Source organism: Flavobacterium facile (genome assembly GCF_036321945.1).
GTDB classification, from domain to species: Bacteria; Bacteroidota; Bacteroidia; order Flavobacteriales; family Flavobacteriaceae; genus Flavobacterium; species Flavobacterium facile.
In genome coordinates this window covers 41639-59476 of record NZ_JAZAYT010000034.1, presented here as the reverse complement: position 1 = coordinate 59476, position 17838 = coordinate 41639, and the positions used below count along the sequence as shown (strand labels likewise).

Here is a 17838-nt window from a genome sequence, read left to right as displayed (position 1 = left end):
TAAGTAAAAAACAATTAAGAATTTTAGAAAGTCTAAAAATCTAAGAAATCAAACAATCTAAAAATCTAAGATGAAAATAGTTTCAGATTCAAAAAATCTTCAAATCCTACATGAAGACAATCATATAATTGTAGTGAACAAGCGAGTTGGAGATATTGTACAAGGCGATAAAACAGGTGATGAGCCTTTATCTGAAATTGTAAAATCTTACTTAAAAGTCGCATACGATAAACCAGGTGAAGTTTTCTTAGGAGTCGTACATCGTTTAGACCGACCAACAACAGGAATCGTAGTTTTTGCAAAAACTTCAAAAGCATTAACGCGTTTAAATGAGACTTTTAAAAACAGAGAAACGCAAAAAACATATTGGGCTATCGTAAAAAATGCGCCACCAAAAACAGAAGATACTTTAGTTCATTTCTTAAAAAGAAATACGAAGAACAATACTTCAAAAGCGCATTTAAAAGAAGTTCCAGAATCTAAAGAAGCTAAATTATCATATAAAACGATTAAAAAGTTAGATAATTATTATGCTTTAGAAATCGATTTGCATACCGGTCGTCATCATCAAATTAGAGCGCAATTAACAGCTATTGGTTGTCCAATTAAAGGTGATTTAAAATATGGTTTTGATAGAAGTAATCCAAACGGAGGAATTCATTTACATGCCAGAAAACTAGTTTTAACACATCCTGTAACTAAAGATCCATTAGAAATTATTGCGCCTGTTCCAGAAGATGTTTTGTGGAAATTAGTATAATAAAACTAAAATAATTTTTGTATTTTTGAAACTTAAAATTTAAAACCATGTCAACAGTAACTTTAGGAGGAAATCCTGTACATACAAATGCAACTTTACCAACAGTTGGTTCAGTAGCACCACAATTTCAATTAGTAGGAAACGATTTATCAGATGTTTCTTTACAAGACTTTAAAGGGCAACGTGTTATCTTAAATATTTTTCCAAGTATTGATACCGCGACTTGTGCCACTTCAGTAAGAACTTTCAATAAAATGGCTAACGATTTAGAAAACACTAAAGTTTTGTGTATTTCTAGAGATTTACCATTCGCGCAAAAACGTTTTTGTGGTTCTGAAGGATTAGAAAATGTAGTAAACTTATCAGATTTTAGAGATGGAAGTTTCGGAAATGCTTACGGTTTAACTTTAACGGATTCAGCTTTAAAAGGTTTACACGCAAGAGCGATTGTTGTTGTTGATGAAAACGGAGTAGTTTCTCATACAGAATTAGTAAGCGAAATCGCTAACGAACCAAATTACGAAGCGGCTTTAAAAGCATTATAATTTTATGATTCAAGACAAAAGATTTGTATCTGGAAGAATTAAAAGTATTGGTTTTGCCGTAAAAGGTGCTTATAAATTAGTGACTACAGAACATAGCGTAATGGTGCAATTTTCATTAATGATTTTAATGATACTTGCAGGTTTTTACTTTAAAATATCTCGAGAAGAATGGATGTTGCAAATTTTAGCATTTGGTTTAGTTTTGGGTATTGAAGGGTTAAATACAGCTGTAGAAAAAATTGCCGACTTTATTCATCCAGAATTTCACAATAGAATAGGTTTTATTAAAGATATTGCTGCCGGAGCGGTTTTGTTTGCCGCTTTTAGTGCAATTGCTGTTGGCGCATTAATTTATGTCCCAAAAATATTCAATTTTTAAAATTTAATGGCTAAAAAAGAAGTTTCAAATACAACTGAAAATAAATTAAGTAATTCAATTTTCAAAACATCACGTGGACAAAAATTCATTGTTGGTGTTTTGTTCGTTTTACTTGCTGTAATTTTATTATTGTCCTTTATATCATATTATATATCAGGAAATAATGACCAAAGTCAAATTACCGAATTGAGCAACAGAAATGTTGTAGTTGAAAATTGGTTAGGTAAAATTGGCGCTTGGCTGTCAGATGCTTTTTTACATAAAGGATTTGGTGTAGCTTCTTTTCTATTTGTAAAAATCTTCTTTTTAATTGGCGCCTATTTAATTGTCGATTTACCTTTAAAAAAACTTAGAAAATCTACTTTTTGGGATTTATATTTAATTGTTACTATTTCAATATTATTCGGTTTGTTATGGGATTTTATTCCACATTTATCTGGAATTATTGGTTTTGAAATTAACGATTTATTCCAGGATTATTCAGGGAAAATTGGTTCCATATTATTTTTAGTTTTTGCAACAATTGTATTTCTTATTTTTAAAATAAAAGTTTCTCCAGATAAAGTAAAAGATTATTTAGAATCGAAAGCAACTCCAGTTGAACTAAATTCTGAAGTTGAAAATACAGATGAAGTTGTCGCTCCAATTCTTGCAGATATTGATGATGTTAATGAATCTGTAGTTCCAATTTCAACTATTAAAAAGCCAATCATTTCTGAAGAAGAAGATGACGAATGGACCAACATGCAAGTGATTAATCGTCCAGAACCGACTTCTTCATTTGAAGTTGATAAAGCTTCTTTAAAACCAACCATTCAGCATTCTTCGGAAATTAATTTGGAAACACAACCCAAACCAGTTATTGAAGAAATTACTCCTAAACAACCAGAACTTATTCAAACTGAAGACGCTTCTTTCGTCATTGAAAAACCTGAAGAAGAAGATATTGTTGAAGAAAGTTTAGCACAAAGATTGGTTGAAGATTTTGGTTTATTTGATCCAACTTTAGAACTTTCGAATTTTAAAATGCCTTCAATTGAATTGTTGAAAGATTATACAGGCGTTGGAATTACTATCAATCAAGCAGAATTAGAAGAAAATAAAAACAAAATTGTAGATACATTAAAAAACTACAAAATTGAAATCGCACAAATTAAAGCAACTGTTGGTCCAACTGTAACTTTATACGAAATTGTACCAGAAGCAGGAATTAGAATTTCTAAAATTAAAAGTTTAGAAGATGATATTGCGTTGTCTTTATCGGCTTTAGGAATACGTATTATTGCGCCAATTCCAGGAAAAGGAACAATTGGTATTGAAGTACCAAACGCGAATCCGTCAATGGTTTCCATGAAAAGTGCGATTGCTTCGCCAAAATTCCAACAAGCAGAAATGGAATTGCCAATCGCTTTAGGAAAAACGATTTCAAATGAAACTTTAGTTGTCGATTTAGCGAAAATGCCACACTTGTTAATGGCAGGAGCAACTGGACAAGGAAAATCTGTTGGGTTAAATGCGGTTTTAACTTCGTTATTATACAAAAAACATCCAGCTGAAGTGAAATTCGTTTTGGTGGATCCGAAAAAAGTAGAGTTAACGCTTTTCAATAAAATTGAACGTCATTATTTAGCCAAACTTCCTGATACAGAAGAAGCTATTATTACAGATAATGCGAAGGTAATTAATACATTAAATTCTTTATGTTTAGAAATGGATAATCGTTATTCATTACTAAAAGATGCGATGGTTCGTAACATTAAAGAATACAATGATAAATTCAAACAAAGAAAATTAAATCCAGAAAACGGTCACCGCTTTTTACCTTACATCGTATTAGTAGTAGATGAGTTTGCCGATTTAATTATGACGGCAGGAAAAGAAGTGGAAATGCCAATTGCACGTTTAGCTCAACTTGCCCGTGCTATCGGAATTCACTTAATTATTGCTACGCAACGACCATCTGTAAACGTAATTACAGGTATGATTAAAGCGAATTTCCCTGCGAGAATTGCATTTAGAGTAACTTCAAAAATTGATTCAAGAACGATTTTGGATTCTGGTGGAGCCGATCAATTAATTGGTCGTGGAGATTTACTGTTTTCAAACGGTAATGATTTAATTCGTGTACAGTGTGCTTTTGTAGATACGCCAGAAGTGGAAAGAATTTGCGATTTTATTGGTTCTCAGAAGGCTTATGCGAATGCGTACTTACTTCCAGATTATGTTGGTGAGGAAAGTGGCATAAAACTTGATATGGATATTTCCGAAAGAGATTCTTTATTCAGAGATGCAGCAGAAGTTGTGGTTTCGGCGCAACAAGGTTCGGCATCTTTAATTCAAAGAAAATTAAAATTAGGATATAACAGAGCTGGTAGAATTATTGATCAGTTAGAAGCCGCTGGAATTGTTGGTCCTTTCGAGGGAAGTAAAGCCAGACAAGTGCTAATCACGGATTTGAATTCTCTTGAAACATTTTTTAATAACGAAAAATAGATAATTTATTTTATGAAAAATATATTTACAATAACAGCAGTTGCCTTATTCTTAGTGTCTTTTAGCACATTGGAAGTGGAGCAAAAAAAAGATGCTAATGTTGCCAAAAACTTATTAGATAAAGTGTTTGCGAAAGCAAAATCATATAAAAATATGGATATTGACTTTAAATATGCAATTAATAACGCTAAAGAAAATATCAATCAAGAAAGTAAAGGAACAGTACTTTTACAAGGAAATAAGTATCATTTAAGTTTCATGGGGATTACCAAAATTTTTGATGGAAAAAAGATATACACTATTGTTCCTGAAGATGAAGAAGTAACAGTTTCTAATCATGACGAAAGTGATGCCAATGCGATGTCGCCAAATAAAATTTTTACATTTTTCAAAAAAGGATTTAAATATTCTATGGATATTAAGCAACCAGTTGCTGGAAAAACGATTCAATACGTAAAATTAACACCATCAAGTGTGGTAGATAAAAGAAAAGAAATTTTAATTGGAATTGATACGAAAACCAATCACATCTATAATTTAATTGAAGTAGGTAAAAACGGAACGAAAACAACTTTAACAGTATCTTCGTTTAAATTTAACCAAACTTTAGCAAAAAATCAGTTTACCTTTGTGAAAGCAAAATATCCTAATTATTACATAAATAAAGCGGATTAATTTTAAAACACATTATACTTAGCAAATTGATATTGCTATAAAACTTGATTAAATGAAAATAATAGATAAATATTTATTAAAATCTTTCCTGATTACATTTACTACGGTATTTGTAATCCTTTTTTTTATATTCGTTTTGCAAAGTATTTGGCTTTTTATTGCCGAATTAGCGGGTAAAGATTTAGATTTTGTTACCATTTTTAAATTTATTTTCTACTATTCGCCAATAATGGTTCCGTTGGTTTTACCTTTATCTATCTTATTGGCTTCCATTATGACATTTGGTAGTTTTGCAGAAAACTATGAATTTGCAGCGATGAAATCTGGCGGAATTTCTTTAGGAAGAGCTATGAAATTTTTAATAGTTTGTACGTTTGTATTTAGTGCTGTAGCTTTTTTGTTTGCCAATAATATTATTCCAGAAGCGCAATACCGATTTGTTAATTTAAGAAAAAGTATCCTTCAAACTAAACCAGCTATGGCAATTGGTGAAGGGCAATTCAATAAAATTGGAACAACAACAACCATAAAAGTTGATAAAAAATCTGGGGAAAATGGCGAGTTTTTAGAAGGCATCACGATGCACATGAAAAAAGGCGAATTTGGTCCTATTACAACTGTAATTAAAGCCAAAAAAGGAGTTTTAAAAAGCGACGAAACTACCAATTTATTACAATTAGATTTGTTAGAAGGTAATTATTACGAAGACATTCAACCTCAAAAAATGGAAGAACGTGAAAGATTACCCTTTGCAAAAAGTAGTTTCAAAAAATACACGATTAATATTGATTTAGCGAAACTTAATGGAGCATCTGATGATGGTGGTGAAATTATCAATGCATTCAATATGTTAACTATGGGTGAATTAAAATACACTATCGATTCATTAAAGTTAAATTATAATAAAGATGTTATTTCTTATAGTGAAAACATCGATAAAAATTCTCAAAGTTTAACAGACGTTTTACAAGCTGCAAATCAATCTCCAACAGTTGTTAAAATTAATTCAAAATCAACAACAGATTTATTAGCCATTTTTCCAAAAGAAAAACAAACGATACTAATTGATGTTGCAAAAAGTAACATATCTAATACCATATTTTCATTAGACAATTATACTACTGATTTAGATATGAAAAAGAAATACATTAATGATTTCTGGATTGCCTACTATGATAAAATTTTAGTAGCTTATTCTTGTTTGTTAATGTTTTTTATTGGTGCGCCTTTAGGAGCAATTATTAGAAAAGGAGGACTAGGTTTACCAATTGTTTTCGCTGTTTTAATTTTTATTGTATTTAATTTCGCCAATACTTTTGGGAAAAAATTAGCCGGTCAAGATGCTATTCATCCATTTATTGGGGTAGCAGCTGGTGCTTTAATATTAACACCTTTTGCCATTTTACTAACTTACAGAGCCACAAATGATATGGGATTAACAATTGATTTAGATTGGTTAATTAATCCTATAAAAAATATATTCACAAAACTTACAAACAACAAACTACAAAGTTCTAACACACAAACTAATGAGCAATAAAATACAACTCAACACAATTGAAGAAGCCATAGAAGACATTCGTCAAGGTAAAATGATTATTGTGGTTGATGATGAAGATAGAGAAAATGAAGGTGATTTTTTAGCTGCCGCTGATAAAGTAACGCCAGAAATGATCAACTTTATGGCAACACACGGTAAAGGTCTAATTTGTGTACCTTTAACTGAATCGAGATGTAAAGAATTAGAATTACACTCTATGGTTACTAACAATACCGATAATATGGAAACTGCATTTACGGTTTCTGTAGATTTAAAAGGGAATGGCGTAACTACCGGAATTTCTGCTGCCGACAGATCAAAGACAATTGAAGCCTTAGTTGATCCAGAAACGAAACCATATGAATTAGGTCGTCCTGGACATATATTTCCTTTAATCGCACGTCAAGGTGGTGTGTTGAGAAGAACTGGTCATACAGAAGCTGCAATTGATTTTGCACGATTAGCAGGATTCTCTTCTGCTGGTGTAATTTGTGAAATCATGAATGATGATGGAACAATGGCGCGTTTACCAGAATTAGTAGAAGTGGCGAAAAAATTCGATTTAAAACTAGTTTCAATTGAAGATTTAGTAGCATACAGAATGCAACACGATAGTTTAATCAAAAAGAAAGAAGATTTCGAGATTAAAACGCGTTTTGGAAACTTCAGATTAAGAGCTTATTTACAAGTTACTAATAAGCAAGTTCATATTGCCTTAACTAAAGGAAGTTGGAGTACAGGAGAAGAAATTGTTACGAGAATTAATTCAACTCAAGTTACTAACGATATTTTAGGGAGTTTAACGGATACTTTGCACAAGAAAATGGAAGACATTTTCAAGGAATTTGAATCTCATGATAAGTGTGCTATTTTGTTTATCAATCAAGAATTACAATCTGTTGAATTACTAGATCGATTAGCTGAATTAAAAAGAATGCAGGAATCAGGCGATTTTACGGCACCAAAAATAAAAATTGACACTAAAGATTTTGGTATTGGAGCCCAAATTTTACATGATATCGATATCACTAAAATTAAATTATTAACCAATTCATGGCAAAACAAACGTGTTGGTATGATAGGATATGGTCTTGAAATCACTGAATATTTGAATTATTAAGATCTAATCAAATGTAAATGAAAGGATTATAAAAGTCGGGTTAAATATATTATAAAAAATAGGCAAATTCGTTTGCAGATAATAAAAAAGCACTTATATTTGCACCCGTAATAATCAGGAAGATTATTAGGAGAAATGGCAGAGCGGTCGAATGCGGCAGTCTTGAAAACTGTTGACTGTAACAGGTCCGGGGGTTCGAATCCCTCTTTCTCCGCAACATTTACTGGAATAGACCAAATATCTTTAAGGATATTGGAGGAATGGCAGAGCGGTCGAATGCGGCAGTCTTGAAAACTGTTGACTGTAACAGGTCCGGGGGTTCGAATCCCTCTTCCTCCGCCAGTGTAAACCGATTCAGCAATGAATCGGTTTTTTTTATGGGTTACATTTTAAATGTGAAAATTTTGTTGGTTGTTTTCTAACACTTTTTTTTATAGCTATTTCTTCCTACTATGTAGGCTTTATCTACTTAGTTGGTTCGGGATAGTTTGGGGACTGATTTATTTTATGTAGCCTATTACATCTTCTACTTTTAAACCTGAATATTCGCAAAATTCTTTAACATTGATCATTTGGTGTTTTTGTTTTCTAAAATACGCTTTGATGTCGTTAATAATGTTTCGTGCTTGTCTTTCGCTTTTTCCTGTGATAAGCATCACGTCGGTTGTGTAAATGCAGATTCTCTTCATTTGTTTGGCTTAAAATTACAACAGTTACTACTTTGTTTGGTTTTGTAACTTCGTTTCGTATCAATTTGGTTTTCGTTTTATTCTTATTAAGAACTGTACTAAAGTACGCATTTTTTGGATAGCTATTACGTGCCAAATCGGAAATTTTATACCTTTTTGTATGCATTCGGAAGTATTGGTTTTACTGGGTTTTAGAGGTTGCTATCTTTGTGTATGTTTAATTTTAAAACGACTTAAAAAATGGCAAGAAACACTAGTTTGTTTAAGATTGAAGGTACATTAGATAATGTGACTTTCTACAAAAGTGCTGACGGGTACTTTGTGCGCACCAAAGGTGGTGTAAGTAAAAAGAGAATTATGAATGATCCAGCGTTTGTAAGAACAAGGGAAAATGGCAAAGAGTTTGGCAGAAGCGCTAGTTCTGGAAAGTTGTTGCGAGATGCTGTGGGGAGTTTTGTGTTTAAAGCGAAAGATAGTAAGTTATCGAGTCGCTTGATGAAAGTTATGTTTGATATTAAGAATCAGGATTTGGTATCGGTGCGAGGAGAACGTAATGTGGTGAATGGTTTGACTACTGCCACGGGTAAAGCCTATTTAAAGGGTTTCGATTTTAATATTCGAGCCACCCTTCGAAGTGTGTTTTTTAATCCGTTTGTATTTGATGCTGTAACTGGAATTATAACTCTTACGGATTTGAAACCTACAGAAGAAATACGTTATTTAGAAGGTGCTACCCATTTTAGTTTGCAAAGTGGCTTTGTGAATTTGGATTTTGCAACAGGCGCTTCAGATATTACTTATAGTGCTGTAACAAATCTTCCAATAAATGGTTCTGTTTCCACAATTACTTTAACTCCAAGTGGTGTGCCTTCCGGAACTGGTATTGTGTTTATGGTTTTGCTTCTTGAATTTTTTCAGGAGGTGAATGGCGAACAGTATTCTTTGAATAATGGAGCCTTTAATGTACTAAATATAGTAGAGGTGCAATAGCTTGTAATTGATTTGATTTGATGCAATTGTTTTTGTATTCCAAAATGTAATGTTTATCTCCCTGCTAAGGTGGGGAGTTTTTATTCTTTGTGCCCTTATCTTGTTTTTGCTTTTTATTTGGATTGCACTGATTTCAAAACAAAACGGATTCATTTTGTATGATTTCAGCTCGCTTTTAAACTGAATTTTAGTTCAACCTACAAGGTGCGTGTATTAAAAAGGTTGTAAAGGCAAAAAAAAACAGAAAATTTAAAGCTAAAGCGAAATCCATCTCATTTCTTTACAATTACTTGATTACTAAAATCTTATCTTACTAAAAAGGAGTAGAAGAAATGTCGTGACATTCGTTTTTTATAAAAATCGTATACAAGGTGTATACAACTTGTATATAAAAGTCATTTATTCTTTTTTGATTTGCAGCTATAATTTTAAAAAGATATTGCTATGATTTTTGCCACCTAGAAAATTTGAAATCAAATAATAAAAAATAACTAACCGCCAAACCCTTTAACTCATCCAGCCATGAATTACATTAAACACCTCACTGCCTTTTTCGAGAAAGTTTCACAAGAACCCGATCTGAATCCCACACATATTAGCTTGTATTTGGCTATGTTTCAATCATGGAACAGCAAACGCTTCCAAAATCCAATTACTATTTCTAGAGTTGACATGATGCGAATTAGCAAAATTGGTTCTTTTGCAACCTATCATAAATGTATAAAAGATTTAGATGCAAAAGGCTACATCAAATACGAACCATCTTACAATCCGTACAAAGGAAGCATAGTTCATATTATTGACTTAACCATCGTACAAAAAAAGTCAAATAAAACAGCTAAAACCAAATTAAAAATTGAACAAGTTATTGAACAAGTTGCTGAACATCATAATGAACAAGTTACTGAACAGGCACTAGTGAAGCAATGTACAAGTACAGAACAAGAACTAGTATCTTATATAAACATTAATAAACATATTAAACATTATAAACATGATATAGAGCCCACAAAAAATAAAAACGAAAATAATTTATTAATTAATTCAGAAAATGAAGAAAAAAAGTGGCGCGAAAAAAAGACACCCGTTTCGGGTTCTCCGATTCAATTTAAAAACAATGAAAACGACAGAGGTAAATCTGATTCGGATTCCAGTATCCCAATTTTAGAAAATGTAATCACCTTTTTTAAAGAAAATAATCAAAACCAAATCGAGGCTGAAACCTTTTTCAATTCTTTCGAAAGTAACGGCTGGTTATTGGGTGGAAAAACCAAAATAAAATATTGGAAAGCAGCAGCCAAAAACTGGATGCTCAATCGTCAAATCTATTCTACAAATTTTCGTAATCCTGAGCAAGCTAGTGCTAAGCATAGTCGAAGTGTTGAAGGGCAAAATCCAATTATTTGCACTCTCGATACCCAAAAAACGATTACGAATCGCTGTACAACTTTCGAGGAAACTTTCGAGGTTATTGCTACTACTCGAATTTACAATTTCAACAAATGTGTTGCATTTATAACCTACCAAGGTAAAAAGAAATTCGGTCAAGCCTTTAAGATTTATGAATCCGATTTGTCAGTTTTGCACCAGCTACTTGTTTACGCCATTAAAGATGAAAAATCTGCCGCTGCGTTAAATATTGACCTATCCAAAGGTATTTTGTTGTCTGGAAAAAAAGGATGCGGGAAAACGGCTATAATGCATTTGTTGAAACCTTTCTTACATTCCAAATTTGATTACAAAATTAAAACCTGCCGGGAAGTTTCTTTTGAATTTGCGAAAAAAGGTTCCGAAGCTTTGGAAATTTACACCCAAAAAACAAACAACCAAAACCGATTGACGGGTTATTGCTTTGACGATTTTGGCACTGAACAACAAATCAAACATTTCGGAAATGATTCAAATGTACTAGCGAAAATAATTATAAACCGCTACGAGCAATTTGTTGAAAATAAAACAGTTACTCATTTAACCACTAATTTATCAATGTTAGAAATCGAAAAGCTTTATGGCAGTATGGTTAGTACAAAAATAAAACAAATGTTTAATGTAATATCATTTAACTCAGATACAATAGACAAAAGATGATTGAATTTTATCATGTCAAAAATCATTATTTTAAAACATCCAGACTAAAGCAGTAATTCATTTTAACACATTTTGTTTATAAAATGTTGCTTGTTTACGGATTTCCACAATTTAATATCCTACCCTTTTTTGTATGTTTGTATTATTCTCAAACCACTACCATTTTGGCAACCAATACATCCATCAAAATCCTATAATTTTGAAGACAATAAATAAAATAATAAACCTAATTATGAATTAGTAGTGTTTCTACTTTCTCATGGTGAAAACTTAAAAGGATAAAAACCAACTACAAATTGTAGCACATTTAATAGAAAAAATAGAATAAAATGATAACAGGCGAATTAAAATCTCAAATTGACAAAATCTGGAACGACTTCTGGACCGGTGGAATTTCCAATCCACTTACGGTAATTGAACAATTTACCTACCTAATCTTCTTGAAACAATTAGACGATAAACAAATTCTTATTGAAAAAGAAATTAGTATGCTAGGCGGTTCTAACAAGAAACCAATTTATGCAGAAAGTCAAAATGAATTGCGTTGGAGTTATTTTAAAGATAAAGATCCTGAAGTAATGTTCAATTTATTTGTACGTCCGCAACGTCATTTGAACGATTTAACCGTGTTTGATTTCATGAAAACATTAGGTGAAGATGGTGGTAAATTCACGGAATACATTAAAGGTGCAACTTTCATGATAGCTACTCCTAAACTATTAGATAGAGTGGTCCAACAAATTGATAAACTGCCTTTACAAAATAGAGATACCAAAGGTGATTTATACGAATACATGTTGGGTAAAATTGCCGAAGCAGGTACTAACGGACAATTCCGTACGCCACGCCATATAATCCAAATGATGGTGGAATTGACTCAACCAAAAGCTGATGATACTATTTGCGACCCATCTTTAGGAACAGCTGGTTTCTTAGTGGCAGCCGGACAATATTTTCACGATAAACACAACGATTTGTTTTTAGATAAAAACTTTCGTGAACATTATAATACGCAAATGTTTAACGGATTAGAAATTGATCCTTCTATGATGCGTATTGCCTCTATGAATTTACAGTTGCATGGTATCGAATCGCCTCAATTAGTTGGTGGAAGTGCTTTAGCAGAAAATAACACTATCAACGGAAAATATTCTTTAGTCTTAGCGAATCCACCATTTAAAGGCGCATTGGATTATGACGAAGTAGAAAGTAGCTTATTACAAGTCACTAAAACCAAAAAAACGGAATTACTCTTTTTAGCTTTAATTTTAAGAATGCTAAAATTAGGTGGACGAGCAGCAGTAATTGTTCCTGATGGTGTATTGTTTGGAAGCTCAGGCGCACACAAAAACATCCGTAAAGAATTAGTAGAAAACCAACAATTACAAGGTGTAATTTCTATGCCAAGTGGTGTTTTTAAACCGTATGCAGGAGTTAGTACAGCTATTTTGTTATTTACCAAAACCAATTCTGGTGGTACAGATAACGTTTGGTTTTATGACATGCAAGCCGATGGTTTTAGTTTAGATGACAAACGTAATGCTTTAATTTCTGATGAGCAATTAGAACAAGTTTTCGCCAATCCAGAAAAAGTAGCCAACGAAGTAGCCGATAAATGTGATATTCCTTTTATTCTTAACGATTGGAGACACCCCGCCCTATCGGGCACCCCTCTGGAAGAGGGGAAGTTTACGGACAGAACCCAAAAATCTTTCCTTGTACCCAAAGCAGACATTGTTGCCAACGATTATGATTTAAGCATCAACCGCTACAAAGAAATAGTGTACGAAGAAGTGATTTATGAAAAACCACAAACACTTATTGCAGATATTAAAGCGATAGACCAAAAACGTTTGGAAGCTATGGAAGAATTGGAAAAGATGTTATCCAAATAATTATGAGTATTAATCATTACATACAAACACAAGTGTCGTTCGATTTTGAAAAGTTGCATGAAATACTTTCAAAAAATGCACCTGAAATTTCATTTGAACAAAGAAGTGATAACCTTTCCTATTTTTGGCAAAACAACAACTCTACACGTGGAGTAGATGTAAGTATAGAAAATGGATTAGTAGAGTTGCGAAATACCGCAATGTCTAACACCACAGATTATAATATAACGCAATACATTGCAAACCTCATTTGTGAAGTTTTTGAAGGAACTATTTTTATAGAGGATGAAGAGGAAGATAATGAGGATGATGAAAGTTTAAAATTAATTCCTATTGAAGACGAAATGTTTCCTATAAATGAAATTAATGAAATGCAACTTCATGACGCTTCGTTGATGAAAACTATTATTGAACAAATAGGTGATTACATTACAATTGATGGTCCCAAAAGAAAAGTTCATTTTGGAGTAGATTTTATGTCAACATATCATACAAATAGTGATGAAGAACTTTTAGTTATTATGCACAATTTAATTAAAAAAGTTAATTATGAACTTCCCGATTATTCTTATGGTACTGTAATGGAAGTAGGTAATGATGAAAGTGAAAAGAAAATTGTAAAACTACTAACTAACCAAGTAGCTTGTATTATTGATAAGTATGATTATATTTTGTTTCAGAAAAACGATAAGGAAATCATTGCTATAACTAACGATGATTTGAATGCTATTTTACCAAACACTTGGACGCGTATAGATGAATATACCATAGTGGCACCAATAATAGCCAACGAAACATTCATCCAGTTGATGGCAAATGCAGAAAAGGTAAACAAGTTTAAGGATTTGGCCTCGTAGCGAAAGAATTATTTTTTTGTGACCTTGTCTGGATTCAAACCAAAAACCTCTCAAAATTGCAATCGCGCCAGGATTCGAACCTGGGACTTACTCATTAGAAGTGAGTGGGCGTATAAAAAATTATATTACAAATATACTAAAGATAGAAGTAATGCAGAAAGTTAAATTAAATCAACTTTGTACTATGCAAAGTGGCGGTACTCCATCAAGAAGTAAAGCTGAATATTATCATGGTACAATTCCTTGGTCTAAAATTAGTGATTTAGAAAAAAGTAATGATGGTTATATTTATAAAACAGAAGAACACATAACAGATTTAGGTTTAAAATCTATAAATAATAGATTGTTTAAAAAAGGAACTCTTCTTCTTGCAATGTATGGTTCAGTTGGTAAAACAGCAATAGCTAAGATTGATTTATCTACAAACCAAGCAATACTTGGTATTAATATCAAAGATAAAAACCAATTAGATATCAAATATTTAAAATATTGGTTTACGACTATAAAAGAACAATTATTAAACAGAGCTGTTGGAGCTGCATTAGCCAATATTTCATTAGGTATTGTTAAAGAACTCGAAATCCCACTCCCAAACCTCGCCAACCAACAAAAAATAGCCAACATCCTTGACAAAGCGGATGAACTACGCCAATACAATAAACAACTTATTGAAAAATACGAGGCGCTAACGCAAAGTTTGTTTTTGGATATGTTTGGAGATCCTGTGAAGAATGAAAAAGGGTGGAATCTTACTAAATTTTCTAATGTGCTAACAAAAATTGAAAGTGGATGGAGTCCAGTTTGTGAAAATTATTCAAGAAGGGATGAAAATGAATGGGCAGTGTTAAAACTTGGTGCGGTTTCTTATGGAACATACAATCCCAATGAGAATAAAAAATATGAATTTGATATTCCTAACTCAAAAATTGATTGTGAAGTTAAACAAGGGGATTTATTGTTTACAAGAAAAAATACTTATCATATGGTTGGGAAAACTGCTTTTGTTTATGAAACTGAATCTCGATTATTATTGCCTGATACTGTATTTAGGCTTGTTTACAATCTCGAAAAAGCTAATCCTCTATTTTTATATTATCTTTTAAATCACAATAAATTTAGTTCAGAAATTCAATCTTTAGCTTCTGGAACATCAGGATCAATGCCAAATATCTCAAAAGCAAAATTACTTGCGAAAGATTTAATTTGTCCTTCGGTTGACCTCCAAAACCAATTTGCAGAACGTGTAGCAGTTATTGAAACCCAAAAACAACAAGCACAAGAGGCATTGGCAAAAAGTGAGGCTTTGTTTCAAGGGTTGTTGCAACAGGCTTTTAATGGGGAGTTGAACACCCCGCCCTACGGGCACCCCTCTTAAAAAGAGGGGAAGTAGGAACGGTAAGTTAGCGCAATACTTCCCCTCCTTCGGAGGGGTGCCCGTAGGGTGGGGTGGAAAATACTCCAGAGAGGTGTTCGTAGGGTGGGGTGGAAAAACACACAGCAAACACACACACCCTAGCCATCTACTAACCCTTCTTAAAAAAAGAGGGGAAGTAGAAACTGTAAGTTAGCGCAATCCTTCCCCTCCTTCGGAGGGGTGCCCGTAGGGTGGGGTGGAAAATACTCCGTAGGGTACCGTGGAAAATATCCTCTGGAGGTTGCCCATACTGTGGGGTGGAAAACATACTTCGATAGGTGAATAGGAACGAAAAAATAAGTATTAAAATGAAAACTGTATTATTTACACACATTCATAATAATCCAATATATCGGAGACAAATCCCAATACTGCCCGCCAATCAAGCGTTACGAAATAGAGCAAGAGCATTACGTAAAGCGGGCGTGCTATCGGAAGTTGTTTTCTGGAGACAAGTGCGTGCAGGCACTTTTTGGAATATCGATTTTGATAGACAAAGAATCATTGGAAGTTTTATTGTTGATTTTTATGTAAAATCATTAGGTTTAATCATTGAAATTGATGGTTCTAGTCATAATGGAAAAGAAGAATATGATGCTATGCGGGAAGAATTTTTAATTAATTTAGGATTAGTTGTTTACAGAATTTCTGATTTTAGAGTAAAACACGATTTAGAAAAAGTAATGTCAGAATTGGAAAACTATATTATTGAAAACTATGGGGTATCAGAGTAAAAAAGACACTTTGGTTTTCATAAAAAAAGAAAAACACATCCCGTAAGGTACGTTTCTTGAAAATGGGATAAGCTCACTAAAAAAGAGGAAAAAACACCCCACCCTACGGGCACCCCTCTTAAAAAGAGGGGAAGTAGGAACGGTAATTTTACGCAATACTTCCCCTCCTCTGGAGGGGTAGCTGAAAGCCGGGGTGGAAAATACTCCGGAGAGGTGTTCGTAGAGCGAGGTGGAAAATCTATATCAACATTTTGCCATGAAATAACACCTAAATGTTGATAGAAATGTTGATAGAAAATATAAAAAACAAGAAACACACAACTAAAAACTATAAAAAATCATGAATGAAATCATTTGTCCTAATTGTCATAAAGCCTTTAAAGTAGATGAAGCAGGTTTTGCAGATATTGTAAAGCAAGTACGTGATCATCAGTTTGAAGAAGAACTACAAAACAGATTAAACCTTGCCGAAAAGGAAAAAGAAAGTGCCGTTAAATTAGCTGAAGCAACTATTAAAAATTCGTTGCAAGAACAATTAGCTCAAAAAGATGCCGCATTAGCCAAACTTAAATCGGATAAGGAAATAGAATTATCTCAAAAGCTTTCGCAAAAAGATAACGAGTTATTACAACTTAAAACGCAAAATGTAAATGAAGTTACGCAACTACAAGCAAAATTAGAAAATGCTGAGGTGGCGAAAAAATTAGCGGTAACGGAAGCCGTTCAATTAATTGAAAAAGAACGCGACCAATTAGTCAACGAAGTAAAAGCAAAAGACACGGACAAACAATTATTAGAAAACACACTCAAAGATAAATTTTCGGCAGAGCTTAAAACCAAAGACGAAATTATTAAACTGAAGGACGAAGAAATTGCACTACGCAAAGACATGAAGTTAAAGCTATCCACAAAAATGATAGGAGAAACTTTAGAGCAACACTGCGAAACAGAGTTTAATAAACTGCGTGCCACCGCTTTTCAAAATGCGTATTTCGAAAAAGATAACGATTCAAAATCGGGAAGTAAAGGTGATTTCATTTACAGAGAAACAGATGAAGCTGGAAATGAAATTATTTCCATCATGTTTGAAATGAAAAACGAAGGAGATGAAACGGCCACCAAAAAGAAAAACGAAGATTTTTTTAAAGAACTGGACAAAGATCGTAACGAAAAAAAATGTGAATATGCGGTTATGGTTTCTCTTTTAGAAGCAGAAAGCGAGTATTATAATTCAGGTATTGTAGATGTTTCTCATAAGTTTCCTAAAATGTATGTAGTACGTCCTCAATTTTTTATTCCTATTATTACGTTATTACGAAATGCGGCAATGAATTCGCTAAAATACAAAGCAGAACTGGCATTAGTAAGAAATCAGAATGTTGACATCACCAACTTTGAGGAAAAAATAAACATATTCAAAGAAGGTTTTGCCAGAAATTACGAATTAGCCAGTAAAAAATTCAAAACTGCTATTGATGAAATAGATAAAACCATTGACCATCTACAAAAAACAAAAGATGCTTTATTATCATCAGACAATAATTTACGTTTAGCCAATCAAAAGGCGGATGATTTAACGATTAAGAAACTAACACACGGAAATCCTACTATGAAAGCTAAGTTTGATGAGTTGTAAAGATGTTATTTTTATAATCTTGA

15 protein-coding genes and 2 tRNA genes are annotated in these 17838 nt (G+C 32.7%); 16 read left to right on the top strand and 1 reads right to left on the bottom strand.

Translation table 11 applies throughout. The features are described from left to right. Positions 1 to 70 precede the first annotated feature (70 nt). From UEQ13_RS10785 to UEQ13_RS10745, 9 genes are all read left to right on the top strand, one after another. Positions 71 to 760 (top strand): RluA family pseudouridine synthase, encoded by a 690-nt coding sequence (locus UEQ13_RS10785; RefSeq protein WP_329806352.1) that lies wholly within the window; start codon positions 71 to 73, stop codon positions 758 to 760. Positions 761 to 807: 47 nt separating this feature from the next. Beyond that, positions 808 to 1305, top strand: a complete 498-nt coding sequence (tpx, locus tag UEQ13_RS10780; protein WP_329806351.1) for a thiol peroxidase — start codon at positions 808 to 810, stop codon at positions 1303 to 1305. Positions 1306 to 1309: 4 nt separating this feature from the next. After that, the gene (locus UEQ13_RS10775) at positions 1310 to 1684 is read left to right on the top strand and encodes a diacylglycerol kinase family protein (protein WP_329806350.1); all 375 of its coding nucleotides are present in this window, start codon (positions 1310 to 1312) and stop codon (positions 1682 to 1684) included. Positions 1685 to 1690: 6 nt separating this feature from the next. Further along, positions 1691 to 4177 (top strand): DNA translocase FtsK, encoded by a 2487-nt coding sequence (locus tag UEQ13_RS10770; protein WP_329806349.1) that lies wholly within the window; start codon positions 1691 to 1693, stop codon positions 4175 to 4177. 12 nt (positions 4178 to 4189) lie between these two features. Further along, positions 4190 to 4852 carry a LolA family protein gene (locus UEQ13_RS10765; RefSeq protein ID WP_329806348.1) on the top strand — a complete coding sequence of 221 codons (663 nt, stop codon included), beginning with the start codon at positions 4190 to 4192 and terminating at the stop codon, positions 4850 to 4852. 52 nt (positions 4853 to 4904) lie between these two features. Continuing rightward, positions 4905 to 6392 carry an LptF/LptG family permease gene (locus UEQ13_RS10760; protein WP_329806347.1) on the top strand — a complete coding sequence of 496 codons (1488 nt, stop codon included), beginning with the start codon at positions 4905 to 4907 and terminating at the stop codon, positions 6390 to 6392. Then, on the top strand, positions 6382 to 7512 hold the full coding sequence (gene ribB / locus UEQ13_RS10755; RefSeq protein WP_329806346.1) for a 3,4-dihydroxy-2-butanone-4-phosphate synthase: 1131 nt from the start codon (positions 6382 to 6384) through the stop codon (positions 7510 to 7512). The genes UEQ13_RS10760 and ribB overlap by 11 nt, the downstream gene beginning before the upstream one ends. A gap of 129 nt (positions 7513 to 7641) precedes the next feature. Then, a tRNA-Ser gene (locus tag UEQ13_RS10750) sits at positions 7642 to 7726 on the top strand. A gap of 40 nt (positions 7727 to 7766) precedes the next feature. After that, a tRNA-Ser gene (locus UEQ13_RS10745) sits at positions 7767 to 7854 on the top strand. A 158-nt stretch (positions 7855 to 8012) separates the two neighbouring features. Here the strand turns inward: UEQ13_RS10745 and UEQ13_RS10740 are convergent. Beyond that, positions 8013 to 8201, bottom strand: a complete 189-nt coding sequence (locus UEQ13_RS10740; protein WP_329806345.1) for a hypothetical protein — start codon at positions 8199 to 8201, stop codon at positions 8013 to 8015. Between the two features lie 240 nt (positions 8202 to 8441). On the opposite strand from UEQ13_RS10740, the gene UEQ13_RS10735 reads away from it, so the two are divergent. The 7 genes from UEQ13_RS10735 to UEQ13_RS10705 all read left to right on the top strand — a co-directional run bounded on the left by UEQ13_RS10735 (position 8442) and on the right by UEQ13_RS10705 (position 17815). Continuing rightward, positions 8442 to 9191, top strand: coding sequence for a hypothetical protein (locus tag UEQ13_RS10735; RefSeq protein ID WP_329806344.1), 750 nt, complete (start codon positions 8442 to 8444; stop codon positions 9189 to 9191). A gap of 522 nt (positions 9192 to 9713) precedes the next feature. Next, the gene (locus UEQ13_RS10730) at positions 9714 to 11279 is read left to right on the top strand and encodes a hypothetical protein (RefSeq protein WP_329806343.1); all 1566 of its coding nucleotides are present in this window, start codon (positions 9714 to 9716) and stop codon (positions 11277 to 11279) included. 329 nt (positions 11280 to 11608) lie between these two features. Further along, complete coding sequence (locus tag UEQ13_RS10725) at positions 11609 to 13174, top strand: class I SAM-dependent DNA methyltransferase (protein WP_329806342.1); 1566 nt, start codon at positions 11609 to 11611, stop codon at positions 13172 to 13174. A gap of 2 nt (positions 13175 to 13176) precedes the next feature. Beyond that, the gene (locus UEQ13_RS10720; RefSeq protein ID WP_329806341.1) at positions 13177 to 14031 is read left to right on the top strand and encodes a hypothetical protein; all 855 of its coding nucleotides are present in this window, start codon (positions 13177 to 13179) and stop codon (positions 14029 to 14031) included. Between the two features lie 151 nt (positions 14032 to 14182). Further along, positions 14183 to 15406 (top strand): restriction endonuclease subunit S, encoded by a 1224-nt coding sequence (locus UEQ13_RS10715; RefSeq protein WP_329806340.1) that lies wholly within the window; start codon positions 14183 to 14185, stop codon positions 15404 to 15406. Between the two features lie 347 nt (positions 15407 to 15753). Then, positions 15754 to 16179 (top strand): endonuclease domain-containing protein, encoded by a 426-nt coding sequence (locus UEQ13_RS10710; RefSeq protein ID WP_329806339.1) that lies wholly within the window; start codon positions 15754 to 15756, stop codon positions 16177 to 16179. Between the two features lie 340 nt (positions 16180 to 16519). Then, on the top strand, positions 16520 to 17815 hold the full coding sequence (locus tag UEQ13_RS10705; RefSeq protein WP_329806338.1) for a DUF2130 domain-containing protein: 1296 nt from the start codon (positions 16520 to 16522) through the stop codon (positions 17813 to 17815). The last annotated feature ends 23 nt before the right edge of the window (positions 17816 to 17838 follow it).

Coding starts and splice junctions, on each gene's coding strand:
- UEQ13_RS10735 (WP_329806344.1), top strand. CDS start 8,442: ATGGCAAGAAACACTAGTTTGTTTAAGATTGAAGGTACATTAGATAAT.
- UEQ13_RS10765 (WP_329806348.1), top strand. CDS start 4,190: ATGAAAAATATATTTACAATAACAGCAGTTGCCTTATTCTTAGTGTCT.
- UEQ13_RS10785 (WP_329806352.1), top strand. CDS start 71: ATGAAAATAGTTTCAGATTCAAAAAATCTTCAAATCCTACATGAAGAC.
- tpx (WP_329806351.1), top strand. CDS start 808: ATGTCAACAGTAACTTTAGGAGGAAATCCTGTACATACAAATGCAACT.
- UEQ13_RS10710 (WP_329806339.1), top strand. CDS start 15,754: ATGAAAACTGTATTATTTACACACATTCATAATAATCCAATATATCGG.
- UEQ13_RS10760 (WP_329806347.1), top strand. CDS start 4,905: ATGAAAATAATAGATAAATATTTATTAAAATCTTTCCTGATTACATTT.
- UEQ13_RS10775 (WP_329806350.1), top strand. CDS start 1,310: ATGATTCAAGACAAAAGATTTGTATCTGGAAGAATTAAAAGTATTGGT.
- UEQ13_RS10730 (WP_329806343.1), top strand. CDS start 9,714: ATGAATTACATTAAACACCTCACTGCCTTTTTCGAGAAAGTTTCACAA.
- UEQ13_RS10715 (WP_329806340.1), top strand. CDS start 14,183: ATGCAGAAAGTTAAATTAAATCAACTTTGTACTATGCAAAGTGGCGGT.
- UEQ13_RS10725 (WP_329806342.1), top strand. CDS start 11,609: ATGATAACAGGCGAATTAAAATCTCAAATTGACAAAATCTGGAACGAC.
- UEQ13_RS10720 (WP_329806341.1), top strand. CDS start 13,177: ATGAGTATTAATCATTACATACAAACACAAGTGTCGTTCGATTTTGAA.
- UEQ13_RS10705 (WP_329806338.1), top strand. CDS start 16,520: ATGAATGAAATCATTTGTCCTAATTGTCATAAAGCCTTTAAAGTAGAT.
- UEQ13_RS10770 (WP_329806349.1), top strand. CDS start 1,691: ATGGCTAAAAAAGAAGTTTCAAATACAACTGAAAATAAATTAAGTAAT.
- UEQ13_RS10740 (WP_329806345.1), bottom strand. CDS start 8,201: ATGAAGAGAATCTGCATTTACACAACCGACGTGATGCTTATCACAGGA.
- ribB (WP_329806346.1), top strand. CDS start 6,382: ATGAGCAATAAAATACAACTCAACACAATTGAAGAAGCCATAGAAGAC.